This window comes from Variovorax sp. W2I14 (assembly GCF_050435205.1).
GTDB lineage: Bacteria > Pseudomonadota > Gammaproteobacteria > Burkholderiales > Burkholderiaceae_C > Variovorax > Variovorax paradoxus_C.
Map to the genome: position 1 here is coordinate 986,974 of NZ_JBNDJX010000001.1, position 18,891 is coordinate 1,005,864.

The 18,891-nt window shown below is 67.4% G+C and carries 18 protein-coding genes and 1 riboswitch; of the genes, 11 read left to right on the plus strand and 7 right to left on the minus strand.

The annotated features are described in order from the left end of the window. Window positions 1-39: 39 nt before the first annotated feature. The 6 genes from lgt (at window position 40) to QF040_RS04670 (ending at window position 6,573) form a co-directional block, all read left to right on the plus strand. Window positions 40-867 (plus strand): prolipoprotein diacylglyceryl transferase, encoded by an 828-nt coding sequence (gene lgt / locus QF040_RS04645; RefSeq protein WP_429610030.1) that lies wholly within the window; start codon window positions 40-42, stop codon window positions 865-867. Window positions 868-1,001: 134 nt separating this feature from the next. Further along, complete coding sequence (locus QF040_RS04650) at window positions 1,002-1,670, plus strand: GntR family transcriptional regulator (RefSeq protein WP_429610031.1); 669 nt, start codon at window positions 1,002-1,004, stop codon at window positions 1,668-1,670. 46 nt (window positions 1,671-1,716) lie between these two features. Then, window positions 1,717-3,183 carry a malonyl-CoA decarboxylase gene (locus tag QF040_RS04655; RefSeq protein WP_429610032.1) on the plus strand — a complete coding sequence of 489 codons (1,467 nt, stop codon included), beginning with the start codon at window positions 1,717-1,719 and terminating at the stop codon, window positions 3,181-3,183. Window positions 3,184-3,266: 83 nt separating this feature from the next. Beyond that, window positions 3,267-4,250 carry a Bug family tripartite tricarboxylate transporter substrate binding protein gene (locus tag QF040_RS04660; RefSeq protein ID WP_429610033.1) on the plus strand — a complete coding sequence of 328 codons (984 nt, stop codon included), beginning with the start codon at window positions 3,267-3,269 and terminating at the stop codon, window positions 4,248-4,250. Next, a complete protein-coding gene (locus tag QF040_RS04665; protein ID WP_429610034.1) occupies window positions 4,247-5,014 on the plus strand; it encodes an enoyl-CoA hydratase/isomerase family protein in 768 nt (255 codons plus the stop codon). The genes QF040_RS04660 and QF040_RS04665 overlap by 4 nt, the downstream gene beginning before the upstream one ends. Window positions 5,015-5,037: 23 nt before the next feature. Next, a complete protein-coding gene (locus QF040_RS04670) occupies window positions 5,038-6,573 on the plus strand; it encodes a malonate--CoA ligase (RefSeq protein ID WP_429610035.1) in 1,536 nt (511 codons plus the stop codon). On the opposite strand, the gene QF040_RS04675 is transcribed toward QF040_RS04670, so the two are convergent. From QF040_RS04675 to QF040_RS04685, 3 genes are all read right to left on the minus strand, one after another. Further along, window positions 6,570-8,018, minus strand: coding sequence for a serine hydrolase (locus QF040_RS04675; RefSeq protein ID WP_429610036.1), 1,449 nt, complete (start codon window positions 8,016-8,018; stop codon window positions 6,570-6,572). The genes QF040_RS04670 and QF040_RS04675 overlap by 4 nt on opposite strands. 70 nt (window positions 8,019-8,088) lie before the next feature. After that, window positions 8,089-9,150 carry a phenylacetaldoxime dehydratase family protein gene (locus tag QF040_RS04680; RefSeq protein ID WP_429610037.1) on the minus strand — a complete coding sequence of 354 codons (1,062 nt, stop codon included), beginning with the start codon at window positions 9,148-9,150 and terminating at the stop codon, window positions 8,089-8,091. Window positions 9,151-9,166: 16 nt separating this feature from the next. Continuing rightward, window positions 9,167-10,201 (minus strand): carbon-nitrogen hydrolase family protein, encoded by a 1,035-nt coding sequence (locus QF040_RS04685; protein WP_429610038.1) that lies wholly within the window; start codon window positions 10,199-10,201, stop codon window positions 9,167-9,169. A gap of 171 nt (window positions 10,202-10,372) precedes the next feature. On the opposite strand from QF040_RS04685, the gene QF040_RS04690 reads away from it, so the two are divergent. Beyond that, window positions 10,373-11,335, plus strand: a complete 963-nt coding sequence (locus QF040_RS04690; protein WP_429610039.1) for a helix-turn-helix domain-containing protein — start codon at window positions 10,373-10,375, stop codon at window positions 11,333-11,335. Window positions 11,336-11,359: 24 nt separating this feature from the next. Here the strand turns inward: QF040_RS04690 and QF040_RS04695 are convergent, their stop codons facing one another. From QF040_RS04695 to QF040_RS04710, 4 genes are all read right to left on the minus strand, one after another. Beyond that, window positions 11,360-11,785, minus strand: coding sequence for a universal stress protein (locus QF040_RS04695; protein ID WP_429610040.1), 426 nt, complete (start codon window positions 11,783-11,785; stop codon window positions 11,360-11,362). A 67-nt stretch (window positions 11,786-11,852) separates the two neighbouring features. Then, window positions 11,853-12,674, minus strand: coding sequence for a sulfite exporter TauE/SafE family protein (locus QF040_RS04700; protein ID WP_429610041.1), 822 nt, complete (start codon window positions 12,672-12,674; stop codon window positions 11,853-11,855). 282 nt (window positions 12,675-12,956) lie between these two features. Continuing rightward, window positions 12,957-13,289: a cell division protein ZapA gene (locus QF040_RS04705; RefSeq protein ID WP_429610042.1), complete on the minus strand. Its 333-nt coding sequence runs from the start codon at window positions 13,287-13,289 to the stop codon at window positions 12,957-12,959. Next, window positions 13,286-13,510 carry a hypothetical protein gene (locus QF040_RS04710; protein ID WP_013541792.1) on the minus strand — a complete coding sequence of 75 codons (225 nt, stop codon included), beginning with the start codon at window positions 13,508-13,510 and terminating at the stop codon, window positions 13,286-13,288. Before QF040_RS04710 ends, QF040_RS04705 begins: the two co-directional genes overlap by 4 nt. A 187-nt stretch (window positions 13,511-13,697) precedes the next feature. Beyond that, window positions 13,698-13,967, plus strand: a riboswitch (cobalamin riboswitch). Between the two features lie 106 nt (window positions 13,968-14,073). Between QF040_RS04710 and QF040_RS04715 the strand changes: the two genes are divergently transcribed. Genes QF040_RS04715 through QF040_RS04730 form a run of 4 tightly spaced genes read left to right on the plus strand, consistent with a single transcriptional unit; the run spans window position 14,074 to window position 18,887 of the window. Then, window positions 14,074-16,041, plus strand: a complete 1,968-nt coding sequence (locus QF040_RS04715; protein WP_429610043.1) for a TonB-dependent receptor domain-containing protein — start codon at window positions 14,074-14,076, stop codon at window positions 16,039-16,041. Next, a complete protein-coding gene (locus QF040_RS04720; protein ID WP_429610044.1) occupies window positions 16,026-17,453 on the plus strand; it encodes a cobyrinate a,c-diamide synthase in 1,428 nt (475 codons plus the stop codon). Before QF040_RS04715 ends, QF040_RS04720 begins: the two co-directional genes overlap by 16 nt. Then, complete coding sequence (locus QF040_RS04725) at window positions 17,440-18,018, plus strand: bifunctional adenosylcobinamide kinase/adenosylcobinamide-phosphate guanylyltransferase (protein WP_429610045.1); 579 nt, start codon at window positions 17,440-17,442, stop codon at window positions 18,016-18,018. The genes QF040_RS04720 and QF040_RS04725 overlap by 14 nt, the downstream gene beginning before the upstream one ends. Continuing rightward, entirely contained in the window at window positions 18,018-18,887 is an 870-nt protein-coding gene (locus tag QF040_RS04730; protein ID WP_429610046.1) for an ABC transporter substrate-binding protein, read from the plus strand. Before QF040_RS04725 ends, QF040_RS04730 begins: the two co-directional genes overlap by 1 nt. The last annotated feature ends 4 nt before the right edge of the window (window positions 18,888-18,891 follow it).

Below are 18,891 nucleotides of genomic sequence, written 5' to 3' on the forward strand. Positions count from 1 at the left end.
CGTGCCGGCCGCGACATTCCGGCCGGGCACAATCCGCGGATGCTCATGTATCCGCAGATCAATCCCATCGCCCTGCAGCTCGGGCCCGTCGCCATTCACTGGTACGGCCTGACCTACCTGGCGGCCTTCGCGCTGTTCTATTTCCTCGGCACTCGCCGCTTGCGCCATGAGCCGTATCGCTCGCTGGTCGGGCAGGGCGCCTGGCAGCGCAAGGACATCGAGGACATTCTTTTCCTCGGCGTGATGGGCGTGATCGTCGGCGGGCGCTTGGGCTATTGCCTCTTCTACAAGCCCGAGTTCTACCTGACCCATCCGCTCGAGATCCTCTACGTGTGGCAGGGCGGCATGAGCTTCCATGGCGGCATGCTGGGCGTGATCGGCGCGATGGTGTGGTTCTCGCATTCGCGCGCGCGGCCGTTCTGGCAGGTGATGGACTTCGTCGCGCCCTGCGTGCCGACCGGGCTCGCCGCGGGCCGCGTGGGCAACTTCATCAACGGCGAACTCTGGGGCCGCTTCAGCAGCCCCGACCTGCCCTGGGGCATGGTGTTCCCGCAGAGCGGCTCGATGCTGCCGCGCCATCCTTCGCAGATCTATCAGTTCCTGCTCGAAGGCCTGCTGCTCTTCGTGATCATGTGGCTCTATGCGCGCAAGGAACGGAAGGAAGGGCAGGTGGCCGCGGTGTTCCTGATCGGCTATGGCGCGCTGCGCTTCTTTGCCGAGTACTTCCGCGAGCCCGACGACTTCCTCGGCCTCCGGGCATTGAGCCTGAGCCAGGGGCAGTGGCTCAGCGTACCGATGGTGATTGCCGGCATCGCGCTGTGGTTCTGGTTCGGTCGCGCCAAGAAGACGGTCGCCGCACGCGCCTGAAGCGGGCGATCTCAGGGTAATCACGGGCGGGGCGGGCCGCCCGTGACACTTGCGCAACATTGTTTGCGCGCTCACAATTATGCGTAATTACAGGAAATTACGCCGAGCCACCCACGGTCGAGAGCCCCATCTCCATGCGCCTGGTCCCCAACTCCCTGCACGACGAAGTCGCCGCCACGCTGCGCGAGCAGATCTTCGCGGGCACGCTGGCGCCGGGCAGTTTCCTGGACGAAGTCGCGCTGTGCGAGCGGCTCTCCATCTCGCGCACGCCGCTGCGCGAAGCGCTCAAGGTGCTCACCGCCGAAGGCCTGCTTCGGCACGAGCCGCGGCGCGGCTGCTTCGTCAACGAAGTGACGGAGCGCGACCTCGACGAAATTTTTCCGGTGATCGCGCTGCTCGAAGGCCGCTGCGCCTTCGAGGCGGCCCGCAACGCGAGCGATGCCGAACTGCACGAACTCGACGCGCTGCACGAGCGCCTGGAGCGCCACGCCAAGGCGCGCCGCATCAACGACTACTACGCCACCAACCACATCATTCACGAGGCGATCATCAAGCTCGCCGACAACCGGTGGCTTGCGCAGGTGATCGGCGATCTGCGCAAGATCTTGAAGCTCGCGCGCCTGCAGCAACTGCATGCGCCGGGCCGGCTCGACCAGAGCCTGTCGGAACACCTGGCTGTGTTCGCGGCGCTCAAGGCGCGCGACAGCGAAGGCGCCGATGCCGCCATGCGCACGCACCTCACGCGCCAGCGCGAAGCGCTGCGCGAGGTGGCGCGGCAACAGAAATCCAGGGTGATGCCGTGACCATTTGCCACGGTGCGCCCGCAACCTTTGACAGGGGAGTCCAGCGATGAGTGCGACCGAATGGTTCCAGGCGCGGTTGCGCTCTGGCGAAAAGTCCAAGGTGCCCGTGGCGCCCGAAGGTGCCGCCAAGAGCGCGCCGAAGAATGCGGCCAAGCCCAGCGAGCGCACGACCGCCGAGCGCCTGCAGGTCACGCTGCGCAAGGCCGACGAGGCCCTGTCGCCGCGCGCGCTGCGCCGCGTGCTCGCCGACCTGCAGGCCGTGATCGATCCGCGCGTGAGCGAGGTCGAGGGCGGCCGCCGGGCCCACGCCATCGCAGAGGCTTACGCTGGCGCCACGCCCGAGGAGCGCCGCGACTACTGGGCGCTGATGAGCGAGCATTTCGCCGCCGATGCGCAAAAGCTCAAGACCGCGCGCGACCAGCACCAGGCCGCGGTCGGCACGGCCGACGAAGGGCAGGCCGAAATGAAGCTGCGCCGCGCGCTCGTTTCGCCGCGCATGCGCCTTCTGCAGCGCTTCGCGGTCGAGCCCACGGGCATGCGCTTTCTGGTCGACCTGCGCGCCGACCTGCTGCCGTGCCTGAAGGCCGACAAGCGCCTGCTCGCGCTCGATGCCGAGCTCGAGCAACTCTTCTCCACCTGGTTCGACGTCGCCTTCCTCGAGCTGCGCCGCATCGATTGGGATTCGCCGGCTTCGCTGATCGAGAAGCTCATCCGCTACGAGGCGGTGCACGACATCAAGAGCTGGTCCGACGTGAAGAACCGGCTGGACGACAGCGACCGCCGCTGCTATGGCTTCTTCCACCCGCGCCTGCCCAACGAGCCGCTGATCTTTGTCGAGGTGGCACTGGTCGACCGCATCAGCGACGGCATCACGCCGCTGCTGGACGAGGCGGCCGTGCCGGTGCTGCCCGCCAAGGCGACCACCGCGATCTTCTATTCGATCAGCAACACCCAGAACGGCCTGCGCGGCGTGAGCTTCGGCGATTCGCTCATCAAGCGCGTGGTCGAGACGCTGCAGGACGAACTGCCGCGCCTGAAGACCTTTGCCACGCTCTCGCCGATTCCGGGCTTTCGCACCTGGCTCGCCAAGAACGCCGCCGACCTCATGCCGCGCCTCGATGAAAAGCGCGAGGCCGAACTCGGCCGCCTCGTCGGCTCGGTGCCGCCCACGGCCGAGCGCCTGCTCGCCGCCGTGGAAGCCGCCGCCACCTTCGATGCCAAGTCGCCGCTGCGCCAATGGCTGCTGCAGGCGGCCGCCGAGTACCTGGGCCGTGCGCTGGTCGACGGCACGCCGGCCGACCCGGTCGCGCGCTTCCATCTGGGCAACGGCGCACGGGTCGAACGGCTGAACTGGGCGGGCGATCCCTCGCCCAAGGGGCACAAGCAGTCGTACGGGCTCATGGTCAATTACCTGTACGACTTGAAGCGCCTCGACAAGCATCGGACCTGGCTGGGCGATGGCAAGGTCGCGGTATCGGGAGACATCGAAAGCCTGTTCTTCAAAAAAGGCTGAACGTTCGACAACAAGGCGGGCGCGGAGAAGGCGCCTAACGCCGCATGGGGCGGCAAAATCCACAACGATCGGAGAAGAGACAAATGAACCAGAGTTTTCAGCGACGTGACGTTCTGCGCGTGGCCGCCGCCGGTGCGGCCGTTCTTTGCGGCGCCGCGCGCGCGCAGGGCTGGCCGACCAAGCCGGTGACGATGATCGTGCCGTTCCCGGCCGGCGGCGGCACTGATGCCTTCGCGCGGCCGCTCTCGGGCCAGTTCACCAAGGTGGCGGGCCAGACGCTGGTGATCGACAACCGCGGCGGCGCCGGCGGCACGCTGGGCGCGAGCATCGCGGCCAAGGCGCCGGCCGATGGCTACACGCTCTTCATGGGCGCCGTGCACCACGCCATTGCGCCTTCGGTGTACCCCAAGCTCGACTACGACATCGAGAAAGACTTCGTGCCGCTGATGCTGCTGGCCAATGTGCCGCAGGTGGTGGTCATCAACCCCAAGCGCGTGCAGGCCAACACCATCCAGGAATTCATCGCGCTGGTGAAGCGCAACCCGGGCAAGTTCAACTACGGCTCGGCCGGCTCGGGCACCTCGCACCAGCTCGCGGGCGAACTCTTCAAGCTGCAGACCGGCACCTTCATCACCCACATCCCGTACCGCGGCGCGGGCCCGGCGCTGTCGGACCTGATCTCCGGCAACGTCGACCTGATGTTCGATGGCCTGGGTTCCTCGTCGCAGCACATCAAGAGCGGCCGCATCAAGGCGCTGATGGTCGCCGGCGCCAAGCGCAACCCGGCCTTCCCCGATGTGCCCTGCGCCGCCGAAGTGGGCCTGCCCGACTACACCGTCACCACCTGGTACGGCCTCTGGGCGCCGAAGAACACGCCGGCCGAAGCGCAGGCGCGCGCGGTCGACGACATGAAGAAGGCGCTCGCCACCGACGAGCTCAAGACCATCTGGGCGCAGAACGGCTCCGAGATCCCGACCCTCACCATGGCAGCCTACGGCGGCTTCGTGAACTCCGAAATCAAGCGCTGGGCCACGGTCGTGAAAGCCTCCGGCGCCAAGCTCGAATGACGGCTGCGGGCACTGTGTCACTGCGCCGCGAAGGCGCGGTGGCGGTCGTCACGCTGTCGAACGCGGGCCGCCTCAATGCGATGACGCGCGCGATGTGGCGCGAGCTGCGCGAGGTATTCACGGGCCTGGACGATGCGGGCCTTCGATGCCTCGTGATCCGCGGGGAGGGCGGTGCCTTCTGTGCGGGCGGCGACATCTCCGAATACCCGTCGTTCCGCTTCGAAGAGCCGAGCCTGCGCGAATTCCACGAGAACGAGGTGTGGGCTGCGCTGCAGGCGCTGCTCGATTGCCCGCTGCCGCTGGTCGCGCAGATCGAAGGCGCCTGCATGGGCGCCGGCATCGAGATCGCGAGTTGCTGCGACATCCGCATCGCAGGCGCGTCCGCGAAGTTCGGCGCGCCGATCGCCAAGCTGGGTTTTCCCATGGCGCCGCGCGAAGCGGTCCTCGTGCACGGCGCCATCGGCGACGTGCTCGCGCGCGACATGCTGCTGGCTGCCGGCGTGCACGGCGCCCAGCGTTTGTACGACGCGGGCTTCCTGCTGCAGGTGTTGCCCGACAACGAGGTCGCGACCGCAGTGCAGGTGCATGCGGACCGCATCGCCGCGCTCGCGCCGCAGGCCGCGCGCCTGCACAAGCGCACCTTCGCCGCGCTGAAGGCCGGTGCGACGCAGAACCTGCTCGCCACGGCCTACGACTACGCCGATTCCGCCGAGCACCGCGAAGGCATTGCTGCCTTCCTTGCCAAGCGCACCCCGAATTTCTGAAGTACCGGTTCAAAGACGAAGCGATGAAGAAGCCAACCAACGCCAACCTGTTCGCCGCCTTGCGCGCGGCCTTTCCCACCGACCTCGACGGCATCGCGGTCGAGACCGACAACGGCCTTTTCTATTCGTGGCGCGACCTCGAACGCGCGAGCGCGATGATCGCCAACCTGCTCGATGCGCTCAAGCTCGAGAAGGGCGCGCGCATCGCGGTGCAGGTCGAGAAATCGGTCGAGGCGATGCTGCTGTACCTCGCGACGTTGCGCGCGGGCTATGTGTTCCTGCCGCTCAACACCGCCTACCAGAGCGCGGAGATCGAGTACTTCATCGGCAACGCCGAGCCCGCGGTCGTGGTGTGCACCAGCCGCAATGCCTCGTGGGTCGGGCCCATCGCCAACGCGGCGGGCACGCGGCACGTGTTCACGCTGGACGACGACCGCACCGGCACGCTGCTCGAAGTGGCGGCGCAGTGCAGCGACAAGCACACGCCCGCGAAAAAGTCGCCCGACGACCTCGCCGCGATCCTCTACACGAGCGGCACCACCGGCCGCAGCAAGGGCGCGATGCTCACGCACGGCAACCTGCTGTCGAACGCCGAGGTGCTCAAGGACTACTGGGGCTGGACGCCAGGCGACGTGCTCATTCACACGCTGCCGATCTTCCACGTGCACGGCCTCTTCGTCGCGCTGCACGGCGCGCTGCTCAACGGCAGCAAGATGCTGTGGTTCGCGAAGTTCGACCCCAAGCGCATCGTCGCCAAGCTGCCCGAAGCCACTGTGTTCATGGGCGTGCCGACGCTCTACGTGCGCCTGCTGGCCGAGCCCGGCCTCACGCGCGAAGCCGTGCGCAACATGCGCCTGTTCGTCGCAGGCTCGGCACCGCTGCTCATCGAGACCTTCGACGAATGGCAGGGGCGCACTGGCCACACGATCCTCGAGCGCTATGGCATGAGCGAGACGGTCATGCTCACCTCCAACCCCTACAAGCCCGAGCAGGGCGAGCGCCGTGGCGGCACCGTCGGTTTCGCCTTGCCGGGCGTGCAACTGCGCGTGCGCGACGGGAACGGCAACGACTGCACCACCGACGAGATCGGCGGCATCGAGGTCGATGGCCCGAACGTGTTCGCCGGCTACTGGCGCATGCCAGAGAAGACGGCCGAAGAGTTCACCGCCGACGGTTTCTTCAAGACCGGCGACGTCGGCAAGATCGACGGCCGCGGCTACATCACCATCGTCGGCCGCAGCAAGGACCTCATCATCAGCGGCGGCTACAACGTCTACCCCGCCGAGATCGAGGGCTACATCAACGAGATGGCCGGCGTGGCCGAGAGCGCGGTGATCGGCGTGCCGCACCCCGACTTCGGCGAAGTGGGCGTGGCCATCGTGATCGCCAAGCCGGGCACCGTCATCGATGCCGACGCCATCGTGGCGGAGCTCAAGTCGAAGCTCGCGAACTTCAAGATCCCCAAGCGCTGCTTCGTCGTGCCCGAGCTGCCGCGCAACACGATGGGCAAGGTGCAGAAGGCGCTGCTGCGCGCCGAGCACAAGGGGTTGTTCGCCTAGGCCTTCGCGGCGACCATCTTTTCGGCCACGCGCTGGAGGACGATGTCCGGCACTGCCGGCTCGAAGGGCGCCGTGATCCGGTCGATGCGGCCTTCGCGGTCGCAAAGGAAGGTCAGCGCCAGGTTGTCGGGGTGGAATTCGGAGGGCCTGTCGGGCGTGGTGAACACGTCGTAGTGCCAGTGGGTGAGCTGGCCTGAAAAACCGCGCCAGTGCCAGGAGAGGCCATCGCCGTCTGCAGAGATTGCGATGCGCCCGTAGGCCGGATGCTCGTAGGTACCTGCGTACTCTTCGAGTGCGTGGCTGGGACGTGTGCCGACGCGGCGCTTTTCTTCGAGTTTCTTCTTGTCGAGCTTTTGCTGCTCGAGGAACTGGCGACGCTTGGGCACGAGGCGTCCGAACCAGTCGACCGGCTCGCGTCCGCTGATGCGGTCGAACACGGCGTAGGTGAGCAACGAGGTAACGGCGCTCGGCGCACGGTTTGTCAGCACCACGACGCCCGCGCGGCGCTCAGGCAACACCGTCATCAGCGTGGCCCAGCCGAGCCACGAGCCCGAGTGCGACAGCGTGCGGTCGCCACGGTAGTTCTCGCAGAAAAGTCCGAAGCCATAGTGCGAGTCGCCGATCTCGGCCTGTTCGGAACGCCCCACGTGCATGCGGGGCGTGCTCATCTCGCGCAACGCTTTCGGGGAAAGAAGCTGCGTGCCATCGACCTTGCCTCCGTCGATCAGGCAGCGGGCCCATTTCGCCAGGTCGGCCACCGAGGCATTGATGCCACCGCCGGCCGTGGTGCGGATCGGCCACAACGGGGACGGCACGCATTCACTGCCAAGCATCGCGTGTGGGCGCGCGGCGTTTTTCGCGGCGGCCAGCGCCTCGATGGTGAAGCCGAAGTCCTTGAAGCCGAGCGGCTTGAGCAGCCGTTCGGTGGTGAAGTCTTCCCAGCTCTGGCCGCTGATGCGCTCGGCGACCGTGCCCGCGACCATGTAGCCGAGGTTCGAGTACTGGAAGCTGTCGCGCAACTCGCGGCTTGGTGCGAGATGGCGCAGCAGGGGCAACATCTGCGCGCCCGAGAGATCGCCGGGCTCGTGGATCCAGTCGTGGCGCGGCAGGCCGCTGCGGTGGCAGAGCAGGTCCAGCACGGTCAGGCGCTCGCTCGCCACGGGGTCGTGCAGGCGGAACTCGGGAATCACGTCGCGCACAGGGCGATTCCATTCGAGCTTGCCTTCGTCGACCAGCAAGCCAAGGCCCGCTGCAGTGAACGACTTGGTGATCGAGCACAGCAGGAACTGCGTGTCGGTGGTCACGGGCAGGCCGGTGTCGGTGTCGCGCACACCGTAGCCCTTCAGCAGCGCCACTTCGCCGTCTTGAATCACCGCCAACGCGAGGCCGGGCACTTTCCATTCCTGCATCGAGGCTTCGACGAGGTTTTCGAGATCGCTCCACATGTCGGGGTCCTGCCTTGCGGCCTTGGAATAGGGCCGCGCATCCTAAAGCAATCCCCGCCGAGCCTCTTTCCTAAGTCGCGGCGAGCCCGTTCATGAGCCCGCTGCGTGCGTGGCAGTTGATGTATTCGTAGCTCTGCTCATCCGCCTTCAGCACCGACACCTCGTGGTACACGCGCAGCTGCAGCTGGAAGTTCAGCGCCTGCACATAGCGCATGAAGCTGCCGAAGATCGCGACGTGCGTCGGGTGCGATTCGGCCCAACGCTCCATGTCGGCGAGCGAGCGCCAGTAGCTGAGGCCGAATGACTTCTGCAGTGGCGCGCCCTTCGCGTCGAGATGGTGCATGTAGCGGTTGCTGTAGCAGCCGATGCCCAGGCCCTGGTCGCGCAAGAAGTCCATGCCTTCGCGCAGCACCGGCTCCATGTCTTCCAGGTAGAGCGTGCGCTCCTGGCCGGTGGTGTCGGCCCACTCCTGGCCCGAACGAATCATTGCGATGTTCTCGTGGCCCGCGATGCGCACGCGCTGGCCCAGCGCCGGTATGCCGGCGACGACTGCGCGCGTGCCCGAGGGCGTCATCGCATCGGTCTGCGAGAGCGGGATGCGGTCGCGCATCGATCCCCAGTAGCCGTGCTCCTGCAGCTCGCCGCTGACCTCGCCCATCACCACGCCGACGCCCTCGAAGCGGTCCGGCGTGTTGAACATGGTGTCGAAGTGCTCGACACGCGGCGAGGCGATTTCGCGGAAGTAGCCGAGGCCTTCCGCGAGGCGTTCGTCCGAGCGCCACCATGCGTCGATGGCGGGCGTGGCGTTCCAGCGCGCAAAGGCCGCGGCGTCGTGCCAGTAGGCGATCGCGACCATGTTGTCGAAGCCGTCGGCATCGACGTAGTGCGCGAGGTCGTGATGGCCCGGCCCGTCGGGCAGCGCGAAGTCGCGTGCGATCTTCATCAGCGCGGCGCAGGCGCGGCCCTGCATTTCGGGGCCGCGCGACTGCACGCCGAAATAGCCCATCGTCACCTGCGTCACCGAGACGGGCGCGCGGGCCGACCAGACGGGGTAGGGCGGCGTGTAGTCGTCCTCGACGCGGCGGTGCCGCGTGCGGGGGCATTTCAGATGCTCGGCGATGGCGGATTCCATGGTGGCTCCGGTGCGGTCAGGCGGCGAGTTGCAGGCGCGGCTCGGTGCCTGCGGCCACCGCTTCGGGGGCACTGCTTTCGGGCTCGGGCGTGCGCTGAAAGACCACGGGCTCGCGGCGCGTCTTGTTGAGCAGCAACTGCGTGACATCGGGCCGCGAGTAGTGGCCGCTCGGGTCGGCGGCCGCCTTGGCGAGCGAGATCATGCCGAGGTCGATATCGGCGATCACCAGGCCTTCCTGGTCTTCGGCCAGCGGCGTGCCGAGCGGCGAACCATCGGGCGCGTAGATGCGCGCGAAGCCGCCGCCGGTGCGCAGCATCTGCTGCTTGCCGGCATCGGTGCACATCAGCTCGCTCATCGCAGGCGAGACGGTGGCGCAGGGCGCGACCACGAAACACTGACCTTCCGCGGCGTAGACCTGGCTCGCCGCGTTGTTGACCTCCGGCCCGAGCGCATAGGCGGCACCGCGGTAGAGCGAGAAGCTGGGCCATGCGCCGCAGTGGATCTGCTCGTTCTGCGCATACATCGCGTACTTGCTGAGCGGCTGCAGATGCTCCCAGCACGAGAGCGAGCCGATGTTGCCGATGGCCGTGTCGGCCACGGCGAGGTCGGACCCGTCGCCTTCGCCGAACACGGTGCGCTCCACGTGCGTGGGCTTGAGCTTGCGGCGCGTCTGCACGGTGTGGCCTTGGTCGTCGATGAGCGCCTGCGCGATGTAGAGGCTGCCCGCGGCCTTCTCGCTGTAGCCGAGCGACACCCAGATCCTGTGCTTGCGCGCGGCGTCCTTGATGCGGTCGAATTCGGCCGAGCCGACGACCAGCGAGTTGTCGTGGTACCGCTGCACGAACTGCATGCCCCAGGCAGGCGAATCCAGCCAGATCCACCACGGGTATCCGGGCACCCAGGTCTCGGGAAAGGCGATGAGCTTCACGCCCTGGCCTGCTGCCTCGGCCATGAGATCGATGGTCTTGTCGATGGTGCCGTCGAGGTCGAGGAACAAGGGCGCGGCCTGCACGGCGGCGACGCGGAACTTGGGGTGAATGGTGGTGGGCATGGCGGGTCTCCGGAAGTGGGGTGATGAAACAACTTCGCACACCGCCAACGCGGGTTTGCGCGGTGGCATGCGGGTTGCTTGAAGCGTAGATTCGCCGCCGCGGAACGCCTTGATCCGAACTGGCGGCGTTCTTGTTCCAGCGTTGCACGCATCCGCTTTCCGGGAAATCCAATGAACCAGTTGCTCAGCACCGATGCCGTGGCGCGCGACCAGCGCCTGGCCTACTGGACCGACATGATCTGCAACGTCTACGTGCAGCTCGGGTGCGACCCGGTGCGGCCGGACGACATCGGCCGCTTCGAAGGCAGCATCCGCCAGCACTCGCTGCCCAGCCTCGACGTGTCGGTGGTCAAGTCAGGCGCGCAGAAGGTCATGCGCACGAGTGGGCACATCGCGCGCTCGGGGGACGACTATTTCCTCGTGAGCATTCAGGCGCAGGGGCGCGGCGTGGTGCGCCAGGACGGGCGCGATGCGGTGCTCTCGGCCGGCGACTTCGCGCTGTACGACAGCACGCGACCCTACGAGCTGCTGTTCGACGACCGCTTCGAGCAGATCGTGCTCAAGCTGCCCGGCGAGCGCCTGCGCAGCGAGTTGCGCGACACCGAGGCGCTGACGGCCACCACGGTGTCGGGCAACGAGGGCGCGGGGCATCTTCTGCTCGGCATGATCCGCACGCTGCGCGAGGACATCGACACGCTGCAGCCCGCATCGGCGCTGGCCGTGGCGAACGGTGTGCAGAGCATCCTGGTGGCGGGCCTGCAGACGCTGCCGGCGGCGCGTGCGCCATCGCTCAGCAATCTGACGGCGTACCACCTTGCGCGCGTGAAGCGATGCATCGACGAGCAACTGGCCGATCCGTCGCTCTCGGTGGGCAGTCTCGCGGCGTCACTCGGGGTGTCGGCGAGCCACATTCACCGCGTCTTCAAGAGCGAGCCGCTGACGCCTTCACAGTACATCTGGGAACGCAGGCTCGAAGCCTGCAGCCGCGATCTGCTGGAGCCGCGTCTTGCGGGCAAGCCGGTGGGGGAGATCGCGTATGGGCGCGGCTTCAACGATGCGGCGCATTTCAGCCGCGCGTTTCGGGAGCGCTTCGGCTGCTCGCCGCGCGAGTGGCGGCAGCAGCGGGTGCAGTAGCAGCCGGGCGTTTGCTACTACTTGCTACTGGACCAGCAGGACCGAGATATCGGTCTCGCCGATCACCTTCGTCGCGACCGAGCCCATCAGCGCGCGTCCGAAGATGCCGTGGCCGTGGGTGCCGAGCACGATCAGCTCGGCATGCGCGGCGGTGGCTGACTTCAGGATTTCCTCGGCCGGATGGCCGTGGCGCTTGTCGATCGTGTAGTTGCCGATGCCCTTCTCGGCCAGGAGCGCCTTCACCGGATCGAGCACCTTGGCGCTTTCCTCGGCGTAGTACTCGGTCACGATCTCCTTGCTGAGATGCCGTGTCACATGGCCCGAGATGCCGGTGCATACGTGGACCACGATGAGCTCGTGCCCGTCCACGAACATGGTGCGGTTGGCGACGAGGTAGTCGAGCGCCTTGCGGGTGTAGGCGCTGCCATCGACGGCGATGAGGATTTTCATGAAACCGTTATACGGCTGCGTCTGGCGCATCGCAACGGGTCACACCCCCGGACCATGGGGGCTTTTTTCAGCCGCGCAGGCCCTTCCAGAGCATGTAGGCGGCGAGAAGATAGAGGATGCTCGCGAACACGCGCTTGAGCTTCTTCACCGGCAGCGTGTGCGCGGCCTTGGCGCCCAGCGGTGCGGTGAACACGCTGCACAGGGCAATCACCACCAGCGCCGGCAGCCAGATGTAGCCGAAGGAGCCGGTGGGCAGGCCCTGCACCGTCTGGCCGCTGATCGCGTAGCCGAGCACGTTGGCCACCGCGATGGGGAAGCCCAGCGCGGCGCTCGTGGCCACCGCGTTGTGAATGGAGATGTTGCACCACGTCATGAACGGCACGCTGATGAAGCCGCCGCCCGCACCCACCAAGCCCGAGATGAAGCCGATCACGCCGCCGCCCGCGAGCTGGCCTGCGGTGCCCGGCATCTGGCGCGTGGGCTTGGGTTTCTTGTCGAGGAACATCTGCGTGGCCGAGAAGCCCACGAACAGCGCGAAGAAGATGGCGAGCGCAGTGCCCTTGAGCAGCGCGAACACGCCCAGGCTCCCGGCCAGGCTGCCGATCACGATGCCGGGCGCGAGGCGCTTGACGATGTCCCACCGCACCGCGCCGCGCTTGTGGTGCGCGCGCACGCTGGAGACCGAAGTGAAGATGATCGTGGCCATCGAGGTGGCGATCGCCATCTTCACCGCGAGGTCGGACGACACGCCGCGGTGGCCCATGATGATCGTGATGAACGGCACCATCAGCATGCCGCCGCCGATGCCCAGGAGCCCCGCGAGAAAGCCGGTACCCAGGCCGAGTGCGGCAAGTTCAAGAATCAGGAGGGGGTCGAGGAATTCGGTCACGCTGCGGGTCTTCGGACAAAGCAACGGCCCCGAGCAGTGTGTGCTGGGGGCCGTGCCGATGGAAAAAGGTGTCTGCAAGTGGGCGCCGAACCCGCATCCTGAACCAGGGTTCAGGTGGGCGAGGGCAGCAAGACTTCGGGTTCATCTGACGCGAGATGATCACGCCCGTCAAGCGATGTACCAAGCCCGGCTCCGGAGAGCATTGGAACAAGGAAATATTAAGCCCGACGCGCACCGCAGACAGTTCGGATTTTACGCTCCGTATGAGTCCATGGTGTTCATTCAGAGCAAATGACCATCGCCGGCCAGCGCCTGATCGAGCTTTTGAATGAGCTGGGCGGCCTTGGCGTCGACTTCGCCGGGCTCGGTTGTGGCAGGCGCTGGCGCTGCGGCAGGTGCTGCAACCGCTGCCGCTTGCTGTGCCGCGAGGTCGAAGGCGAGGTTCAGCGAAGCCAGCACCGCGATGCGATCGCGCGCCTTGACTTTTCCTGCGTCGCGGATCTTGCACATGGCGGCATCCACGCGTTCGACCGCATCGCGCAGCTGCGGCTCGCCGCCGTCGGGACAGCCGAGCAAATAGCTCTGGCCCATGATCTGTACTTCTATCTGCTTCATGCGGTGGAATCTTCGGGAGGTGGTTCAGCCGGCAGCCGCTCGAGCAGTGCGTCGAGGCGCGTGCGTGCCGCGGCGAGCCGCGACTTGAGCCCGTCGCGTTCGCGCACGAGCGCATCGACCTGTTCCTGGAGCAGCGCATTGGTGCGCTGTACCTCTTCGTGACGCACGAGCAAGCGTTCCACACGCTCGGCGATCTGATCGATGGGGCTGGAGGCGGGCATGGTTGGCGATTGTAGTTTCCCGGGGAGGCGGTCCGCTGGCAGTCAGCGCGGCGCCTGGCTTCGTCCTGGCGGCGATTCTGCGGCCTGCGCCCGAGGCATTCAAATTTTCGGCAAAGACGGGTGCAGAGATGGACAGAGGTGCGACGGCGGCGCCACAACTTTCGACTTAGCGCATCCGCCGCTGGGCCTAAAATCCCGCCCGTTGGTGCTCGCGCCGTGGTTCGCACGGTGCAGTTCAACGGGAAGCAGGAGTGAACGCCCCCGAGAGATCCGGAAAGCCGGACACATCGGATCAAGGCCGAAGCCGCCTGCGCTGCCCCCGCAACGGTCAAGCAGACGGCGCCGCAAGGCGTCACCCCTTTCCATCCAGCCACTGGGCGCCCTGAAACAGGTGCCTGGGAAGGCGGCAAGGGGCCGTTCTGCCAGCCCGGATACCGGCCAACAAGGCGGCTGCCGCATGCATGAATGAACGAATAGAACCGGTTCATGCCCGCGGCGGTCATTGCGCCCAGGGCGCCGGCGGGGAGGCCGGCCAGGGGCATTGACGTTCGTTCGGCTCACTCATGATTTCCTGCGTTTCCCTTTTCCGCGTTTCCCGCGGTCGCGCGCCTGCGCCCATTCGCCATCGCCGCCTTGCCGGCCTCCCGCTTGCGCTGGCCTCGGCCTTCGGCGGCCTCGCATTGATTCAGTTGCCCACGCTTGCGCATGCGCAGGAACAAAAGGCAGCAACAGCCACGCTGGGGGAAACGGTGGTCACGGCCAACCGCACGCCGCAGCCGCTGTCGGACCTGGTGGGCGACGTGTCCATCATCGACCGCCAGGCCATTGAGCGCAGCGGCGCGACCGGCGTGGCCGACGTGCTGGCGCGCCAGCCCGGCATCGAGATCACGCGCACCGGCGGCGTGGGCAACAACACCAGCCTCTACATCCGCGGGGCCGAGACGCGCTTCACGGCCGTCTACCTGGACGGCGTGCGCATCGACTCGCAATCGACCGGCGGCGCCGGCTGGGAAGGCATTCCGCTCGCGCAGATCGACCGCATCGAGGTGCTGCGCGGCCCGGCCGCCGCGGTGTACGGCTCCGACGCCATCGGCGGCGTGATCCAGCTCTTCACCAAGCGCGGCGAAGAGGGCGTGTCGCCCTACGCGGGCGTCGGCTTCGGCAGCCATGGCCTCCGCAAGATCGAGGGCGGCGTGAGCGGCAAGTCGGGCCTGTTCGACTATTCGTTCGGCGTGGCGCACGAGGAGAGCAAGGGCTTCGACGTGCAGCCCGCATCCAAGCGCACGCCCTCGAAGGACGGCTTCACCAGCCCCGACCGCGACGGCTACCGCAGCACCTCGGGCAACCTGAAGCTGGGCTTCCAGATCACGCCCGACCAGCGCATCGAAGCCACCTTGCTCCAGAGCAACGTCGAAGCCGGCTACGACGCCTCGGTCAGCTTCAGGACCCGGCCGCCGATCCGCTTCAGGAACGACGTCTCGGACAACACGCTGCGCACCGCCGGCCTCACCTGGTCGGCCAAGTGGAACGACATCTACAGCACCCGCGTGCAGGTGACCGACTCGCAATCGGTCTACAAGACGCAGCCGTCGTTCTACCGTACCGAAACCAACCTGCGCGGCTACCTGTTCCAGAACGAATTCCGCTTCGGCCCGCACCTGGTGACTGCCACGCTGGAGCGCCGCGAAGACGCGCTCGAAAACGCACCCACCACCTCGGCCAAGCTCTTCTCGCAAGACCGCTCGCAGAACGCGCTCGCGCTCGGCTACGGCTTCGTGCAGGGCCCGCATTCGCTGCAGTTGCATGTGCGCCGCGACAAGGACAGCGAGTTCGGCGGCAAGACCACCGGCAGCGCCGCCTATGGCTTTGCCATTCTGCCGTCGCTGCGCTTCACCGCATCGGCCGGCACGGCTTTCCGCGTGCCGACGCTCTACCAGCGCTTCAGCGAATACGGCGTGGCCACGCTGCAGCCCGAAGACAGCCGCAACCTCGAGCTGGGCCTGAACTACGCCAAGGACGGCACCACCGCCGGCATCGTGGTGTACCGCAATCGCGTGCGCAACCTGATCAACTTCGTGGGCACCGCCACGGGCTGCGCCTCGACCTTCGGCTGCTACACCAACGTGGCCCGCGCCACGCTGCAAGGTGCGACGCTCTCGGCCAGCCAGCGCATCGGCGACGTCACGCTGCGCGCTTCGTTCGACGTGCAGGACCCCAAGGACACCGAAACCGGCAACCTGCTCGCACGCCGCGCCAAGCGCCACGGCACGCTGGGCGCCGACTGGCACGTGGCCGGCTGGACGCTGGGCGCCGAAGTGCAGGCTTCGAGCCAGCGCTACGACGACGCGGCCAACAAGATCAAGCTCGGCGGCTATACGCTGCTGAACCTGTCGGCCAGTACACAGATCGCACGGGACCTGAACCTCGTGGCCCGCATCGACAATGTGGGCGACAAGGACTACCAGTACGCACGCCTCTACGCCAACGGGGGCCGCACCGCCTACCTCGGCCTCAAGTGGACACCGCAGTAAACGACCTTTCGCGACGACGCGACGGCACGGCAGCCACCTGTGCCGCGGTGCTGATCGCCGCGCCCGCCTCGGGGCAGGGCAAGACCACGTTGGCTGCGGCGCTCGCGCGGCTGCATGCGCGGCAAGGCCGGCGGGTGCGGGCCTTCAAGTGCGGGCCGGACTTTCTCGATCCGCACTGGCTCGCGCTCGCCACCGGCGCGCCGGTGCATTCGCTGGACCTCTGGATGACGGGCGAGGCCGATTGCCGGGCGCGCCTGCACGCCGCAGCGGACGAGGCCGATCTTGTGATCGTCGAAGGCGTGATGGGTTTGTTCGACGGTACGCCGAGCGCGGCCGACCTCGCGGAGCGCTTCGGCCTGCCGGTGCTGGCCGTGATCGATGCGCACGCCATGGTCGGCACCTTCGGGGCGCTGGCCTACGGATTGCAGAACTTCAAGCCCGGCCTGCCGTGGGCCGGCGTGCTGGCCAATCGCGTGGCGAGCGAGCGGCATGCGGGCATGCTGAAGGACGCATTGCGCGAACCTTCGCAATGGATGGGCGCCTTGCCGCGCGATGCGAGTTTCACCTTGCCCGAACGGCACCTGGGCCTTGTCGGCGCGAATGAGCTCGACGACGCGATGGCGCGGCTCGATGCGGCCGCCGATGTGCTGGCCGACACGCCGCTGGGCCAGTTGCCGGTCTCGCAGTTGCCGCAGATGCGTTTCGATCCGGTCACAACAGACGACGCAGGCACGCCGCAATTGCTGGCAGGCCGCACCATCGCCATCGCGCGCGACGCGGCGTTCTCCTTCATCTACCCCGCCAACCTCGACGTGCTCTCGGCACTCGGCGCGCGGCTTTCGTTCTTCTCGCCACTGGCCGGCGATGCGTTGCCGGCCTGCGATGCCGTCTGGCTCCCGGGCGGCTACCCCGAGCTGCATGCCGAGGCCCTGTCGGCGAACGAATCGATGCGCGCCTCCCTGGCCGCGCATGCCGCCGCAGGCAAGCCCGTGTGGGCCGAGTGCGGCGGAATGATGGCGCTGTTCGACGAACTGGCTACGGGCGATTCAGAACAGCAACAGGTCCATCGCCTCTGGGGCCTGCTCCCCGGCCGCGTGACCATGCAGAAGCGCCTTGCCGGCCTTGGCCCCCAGCAACTCCAGTTGGGAAGCCACACCCTGCGCGGCCACACCTTCCACTATTCGCGCTGCGAAACACCGCTCGCGCCATTCGCCCACACCGCGCGGCCCGGCGCCACGCAGGCCGTTGGTGCGCGCAGCGGCGAGGCTTTCTATGTACACGGCCCGGTGCGGGCCAGCTATTTCCACGCGTGGTTCGCTTCCAGCTCGGAAGCCACCGCGCGACTTTTCGGCGCCATGCCGATCGAGCTGGGCAACGATGCCGCAAAGGAAGCAATCGATGACCGTTGTTGAGCACGAATTCATCCTCGGCGGTCAGAAGAGCGGCAAGTCGCGTCGCGCCGAGCAGCGCGCCATCGACTGGCTCGCAGCTGCGCCCGGCACGCACCGCGCCGTGCTGATCGCCACCGCCCAGGCCTATGACGACGAGATGCAGGAGCGCATCGTGCGCCACCAGGCCGACCGCGCAGAGCGCGTGCCCGGCATGCGGACCATCGAGGAGCCGGTCGAACTCGCGCGCGCCATCGTCACGCAGAGCGCGCCCGAGACGCTGGTGGTGATCGATTGCCTCACGCTCTGGCTCACCAACCTGTTGATGCCGCTGCGCACCGAAGCCGCTCGGCCGACGACGCGCACGCCTTCGGCGCACATCGCGATGCTGCAGATCGCGCTGCGCGAGGCGCGCGGACCGGTAGTGCTGGTCGGCAACGAGATCGGCCTGGGCGTGATTCCGCTCGGCCGCGAAACGCGCGCCTTCGTCGATGCGCTGGGCCGCCTGAACCAGGACGTGGCCGCCACATGCAGCCGCGTGACGCTGATGGTCGCCGGCCTGCCGCTGAGCCTGAAGGCGCCCGCCTGATGAAGCTGCGCCGTGTTTCCTCGCTGTTCGCCGCCATCGGCCTGTCGCTGTGCGCGCTTGCCGCGCACGCCTTCGACGTGGTCGACGAACGCGGCACCACCGTGAGCCTGCCGCAGCCGCCGCAGCGCATCGTCTCGCTCCTGCCGTCGCTCACCGAATCCGTCTGCGCGCTCGGCGCCTGCGAGCGGCTGGTGGGCGTCGACAACTATTCCAACTCGCCGGCCGCGGTGCGCGCCTTGCCGCAGATGGGCGGCGGCATCGAGCCCAACGTGGAAGCCATCGTCGCGCTCCGGCCCGATGCGGTGCTGCTCGCCAAGTCGTCGCGCGTCACGCAGCGGCTCGAGGCGCTGGGCCTCAAGGTATTGGTGCTCGAACCCAAGAGCCATGCCGATGTGCAGCGCGTGCTCGGCAAACTCGATGAGGTGCTCGGCACGAACGAGGCGCCGCGCGTGTGGCGCGTGATCGATGCGAGCGTGTCGGCGGCGGCGCAGTCGGTGCCCGCGAGCGCGCGGGGCAAGCGCGTGTACTTCGAGGTCAACAGCACGCCATACGCGGCGGGCGAGTCGTCGTTCATCGGCGAAACGCTCACGCGGCTGGGCATGAAGAACATCGTGCCCGCGAAGCTCGGGCCCTTTCCCAAGCTGAACCCTGAGTACGTGGTGCGCGCCAATCCCGACCTCATCATGGTCAGCGTGCGCAGCGCGCAGGGGCTGGAACAGCGTCCCGGCTGGGGCGGCATCCGCGCTGTGCGCGAAGGCCGCATCTGCCGCTTCGATGCGCTGCAGTCCGATGTGCTCGTGCGCCCCGGCCCGCGCATGGACGAAGCGGCACGCTTGATGGCGCAATGCCTGGTGGACAAGGGCCAGTGAACGC

Excerpts from the sequence above, each read along its gene's own strand:
- QF040_RS04710 (WP_013541792.1), bottom strand. The coding sequence starts at position 13,510 with ATGCCCGCCTCCAGCCCCATCGATCAGATCGCCGAGCGTGTGGAACGC.
- lgt (WP_429610030.1), top strand. The coding sequence starts at position 40 with ATGCTCATGTATCCGCAGATCAATCCCATCGCCCTGCAGCTCGGGCCC.
- QF040_RS04730 (WP_429610046.1), top strand. The coding sequence starts at position 18,018 with ATGAAGCTGCGCCGTGTTTCCTCGCTGTTCGCCGCCATCGGCCTGTCG.
- QF040_RS04675 (WP_429610036.1), bottom strand. The coding sequence starts at position 8,018 with ATGTGGAGCGATCTCGAAAACCTCGTCGAAGCCTCGATGCAGGAATGG.
- QF040_RS04695 (WP_429610040.1), bottom strand. The coding sequence starts at position 11,785 with ATGAAAATCCTCATCGCCGTCGATGGCAGCGCCTACACCCGCAAGGCG.
- QF040_RS04725 (WP_429610045.1), top strand. The coding sequence starts at position 17,440 with ATGACCGTTGTTGAGCACGAATTCATCCTCGGCGGTCAGAAGAGCGGC.
- QF040_RS04650 (WP_429610031.1), top strand. The coding sequence starts at position 1,002 with ATGCGCCTGGTCCCCAACTCCCTGCACGACGAAGTCGCCGCCACGCTG.
- QF040_RS04655 (WP_429610032.1), top strand. The coding sequence starts at position 1,717 with ATGAGTGCGACCGAATGGTTCCAGGCGCGGTTGCGCTCTGGCGAAAAG.
- QF040_RS04705 (WP_429610042.1), bottom strand. The coding sequence starts at position 13,289 with ATGAAGCAGATAGAAGTACAGATCATGGGCCAGAGCTATTTGCTCGGC.
- QF040_RS04660 (WP_429610033.1), top strand. The coding sequence starts at position 3,267 with ATGAACCAGAGTTTTCAGCGACGTGACGTTCTGCGCGTGGCCGCCGCC.
- QF040_RS04685 (WP_429610038.1), bottom strand. The coding sequence starts at position 10,201 with ATGCCCACCACCATTCACCCCAAGTTCCGCGTCGCCGCCGTGCAGGCC.
- QF040_RS04680 (WP_429610037.1), bottom strand. The coding sequence starts at position 9,150 with ATGGAATCCGCCATCGCCGAGCATCTGAAATGCCCCCGCACGCGGCAC.
- QF040_RS04670 (WP_429610035.1), top strand. The coding sequence starts at position 5,038 with ATGAAGAAGCCAACCAACGCCAACCTGTTCGCCGCCTTGCGCGCGGCC.
- QF040_RS04665 (WP_429610034.1), top strand. The coding sequence starts at position 4,247 with ATGACGGCTGCGGGCACTGTGTCACTGCGCCGCGAAGGCGCGGTGGCG.
- QF040_RS04690 (WP_429610039.1), top strand. The coding sequence starts at position 10,373 with ATGAACCAGTTGCTCAGCACCGATGCCGTGGCGCGCGACCAGCGCCTG.
- QF040_RS04715 (WP_429610043.1), top strand. The coding sequence starts at position 14,074 with ATGATTTCCTGCGTTTCCCTTTTCCGCGTTTCCCGCGGTCGCGCGCCT.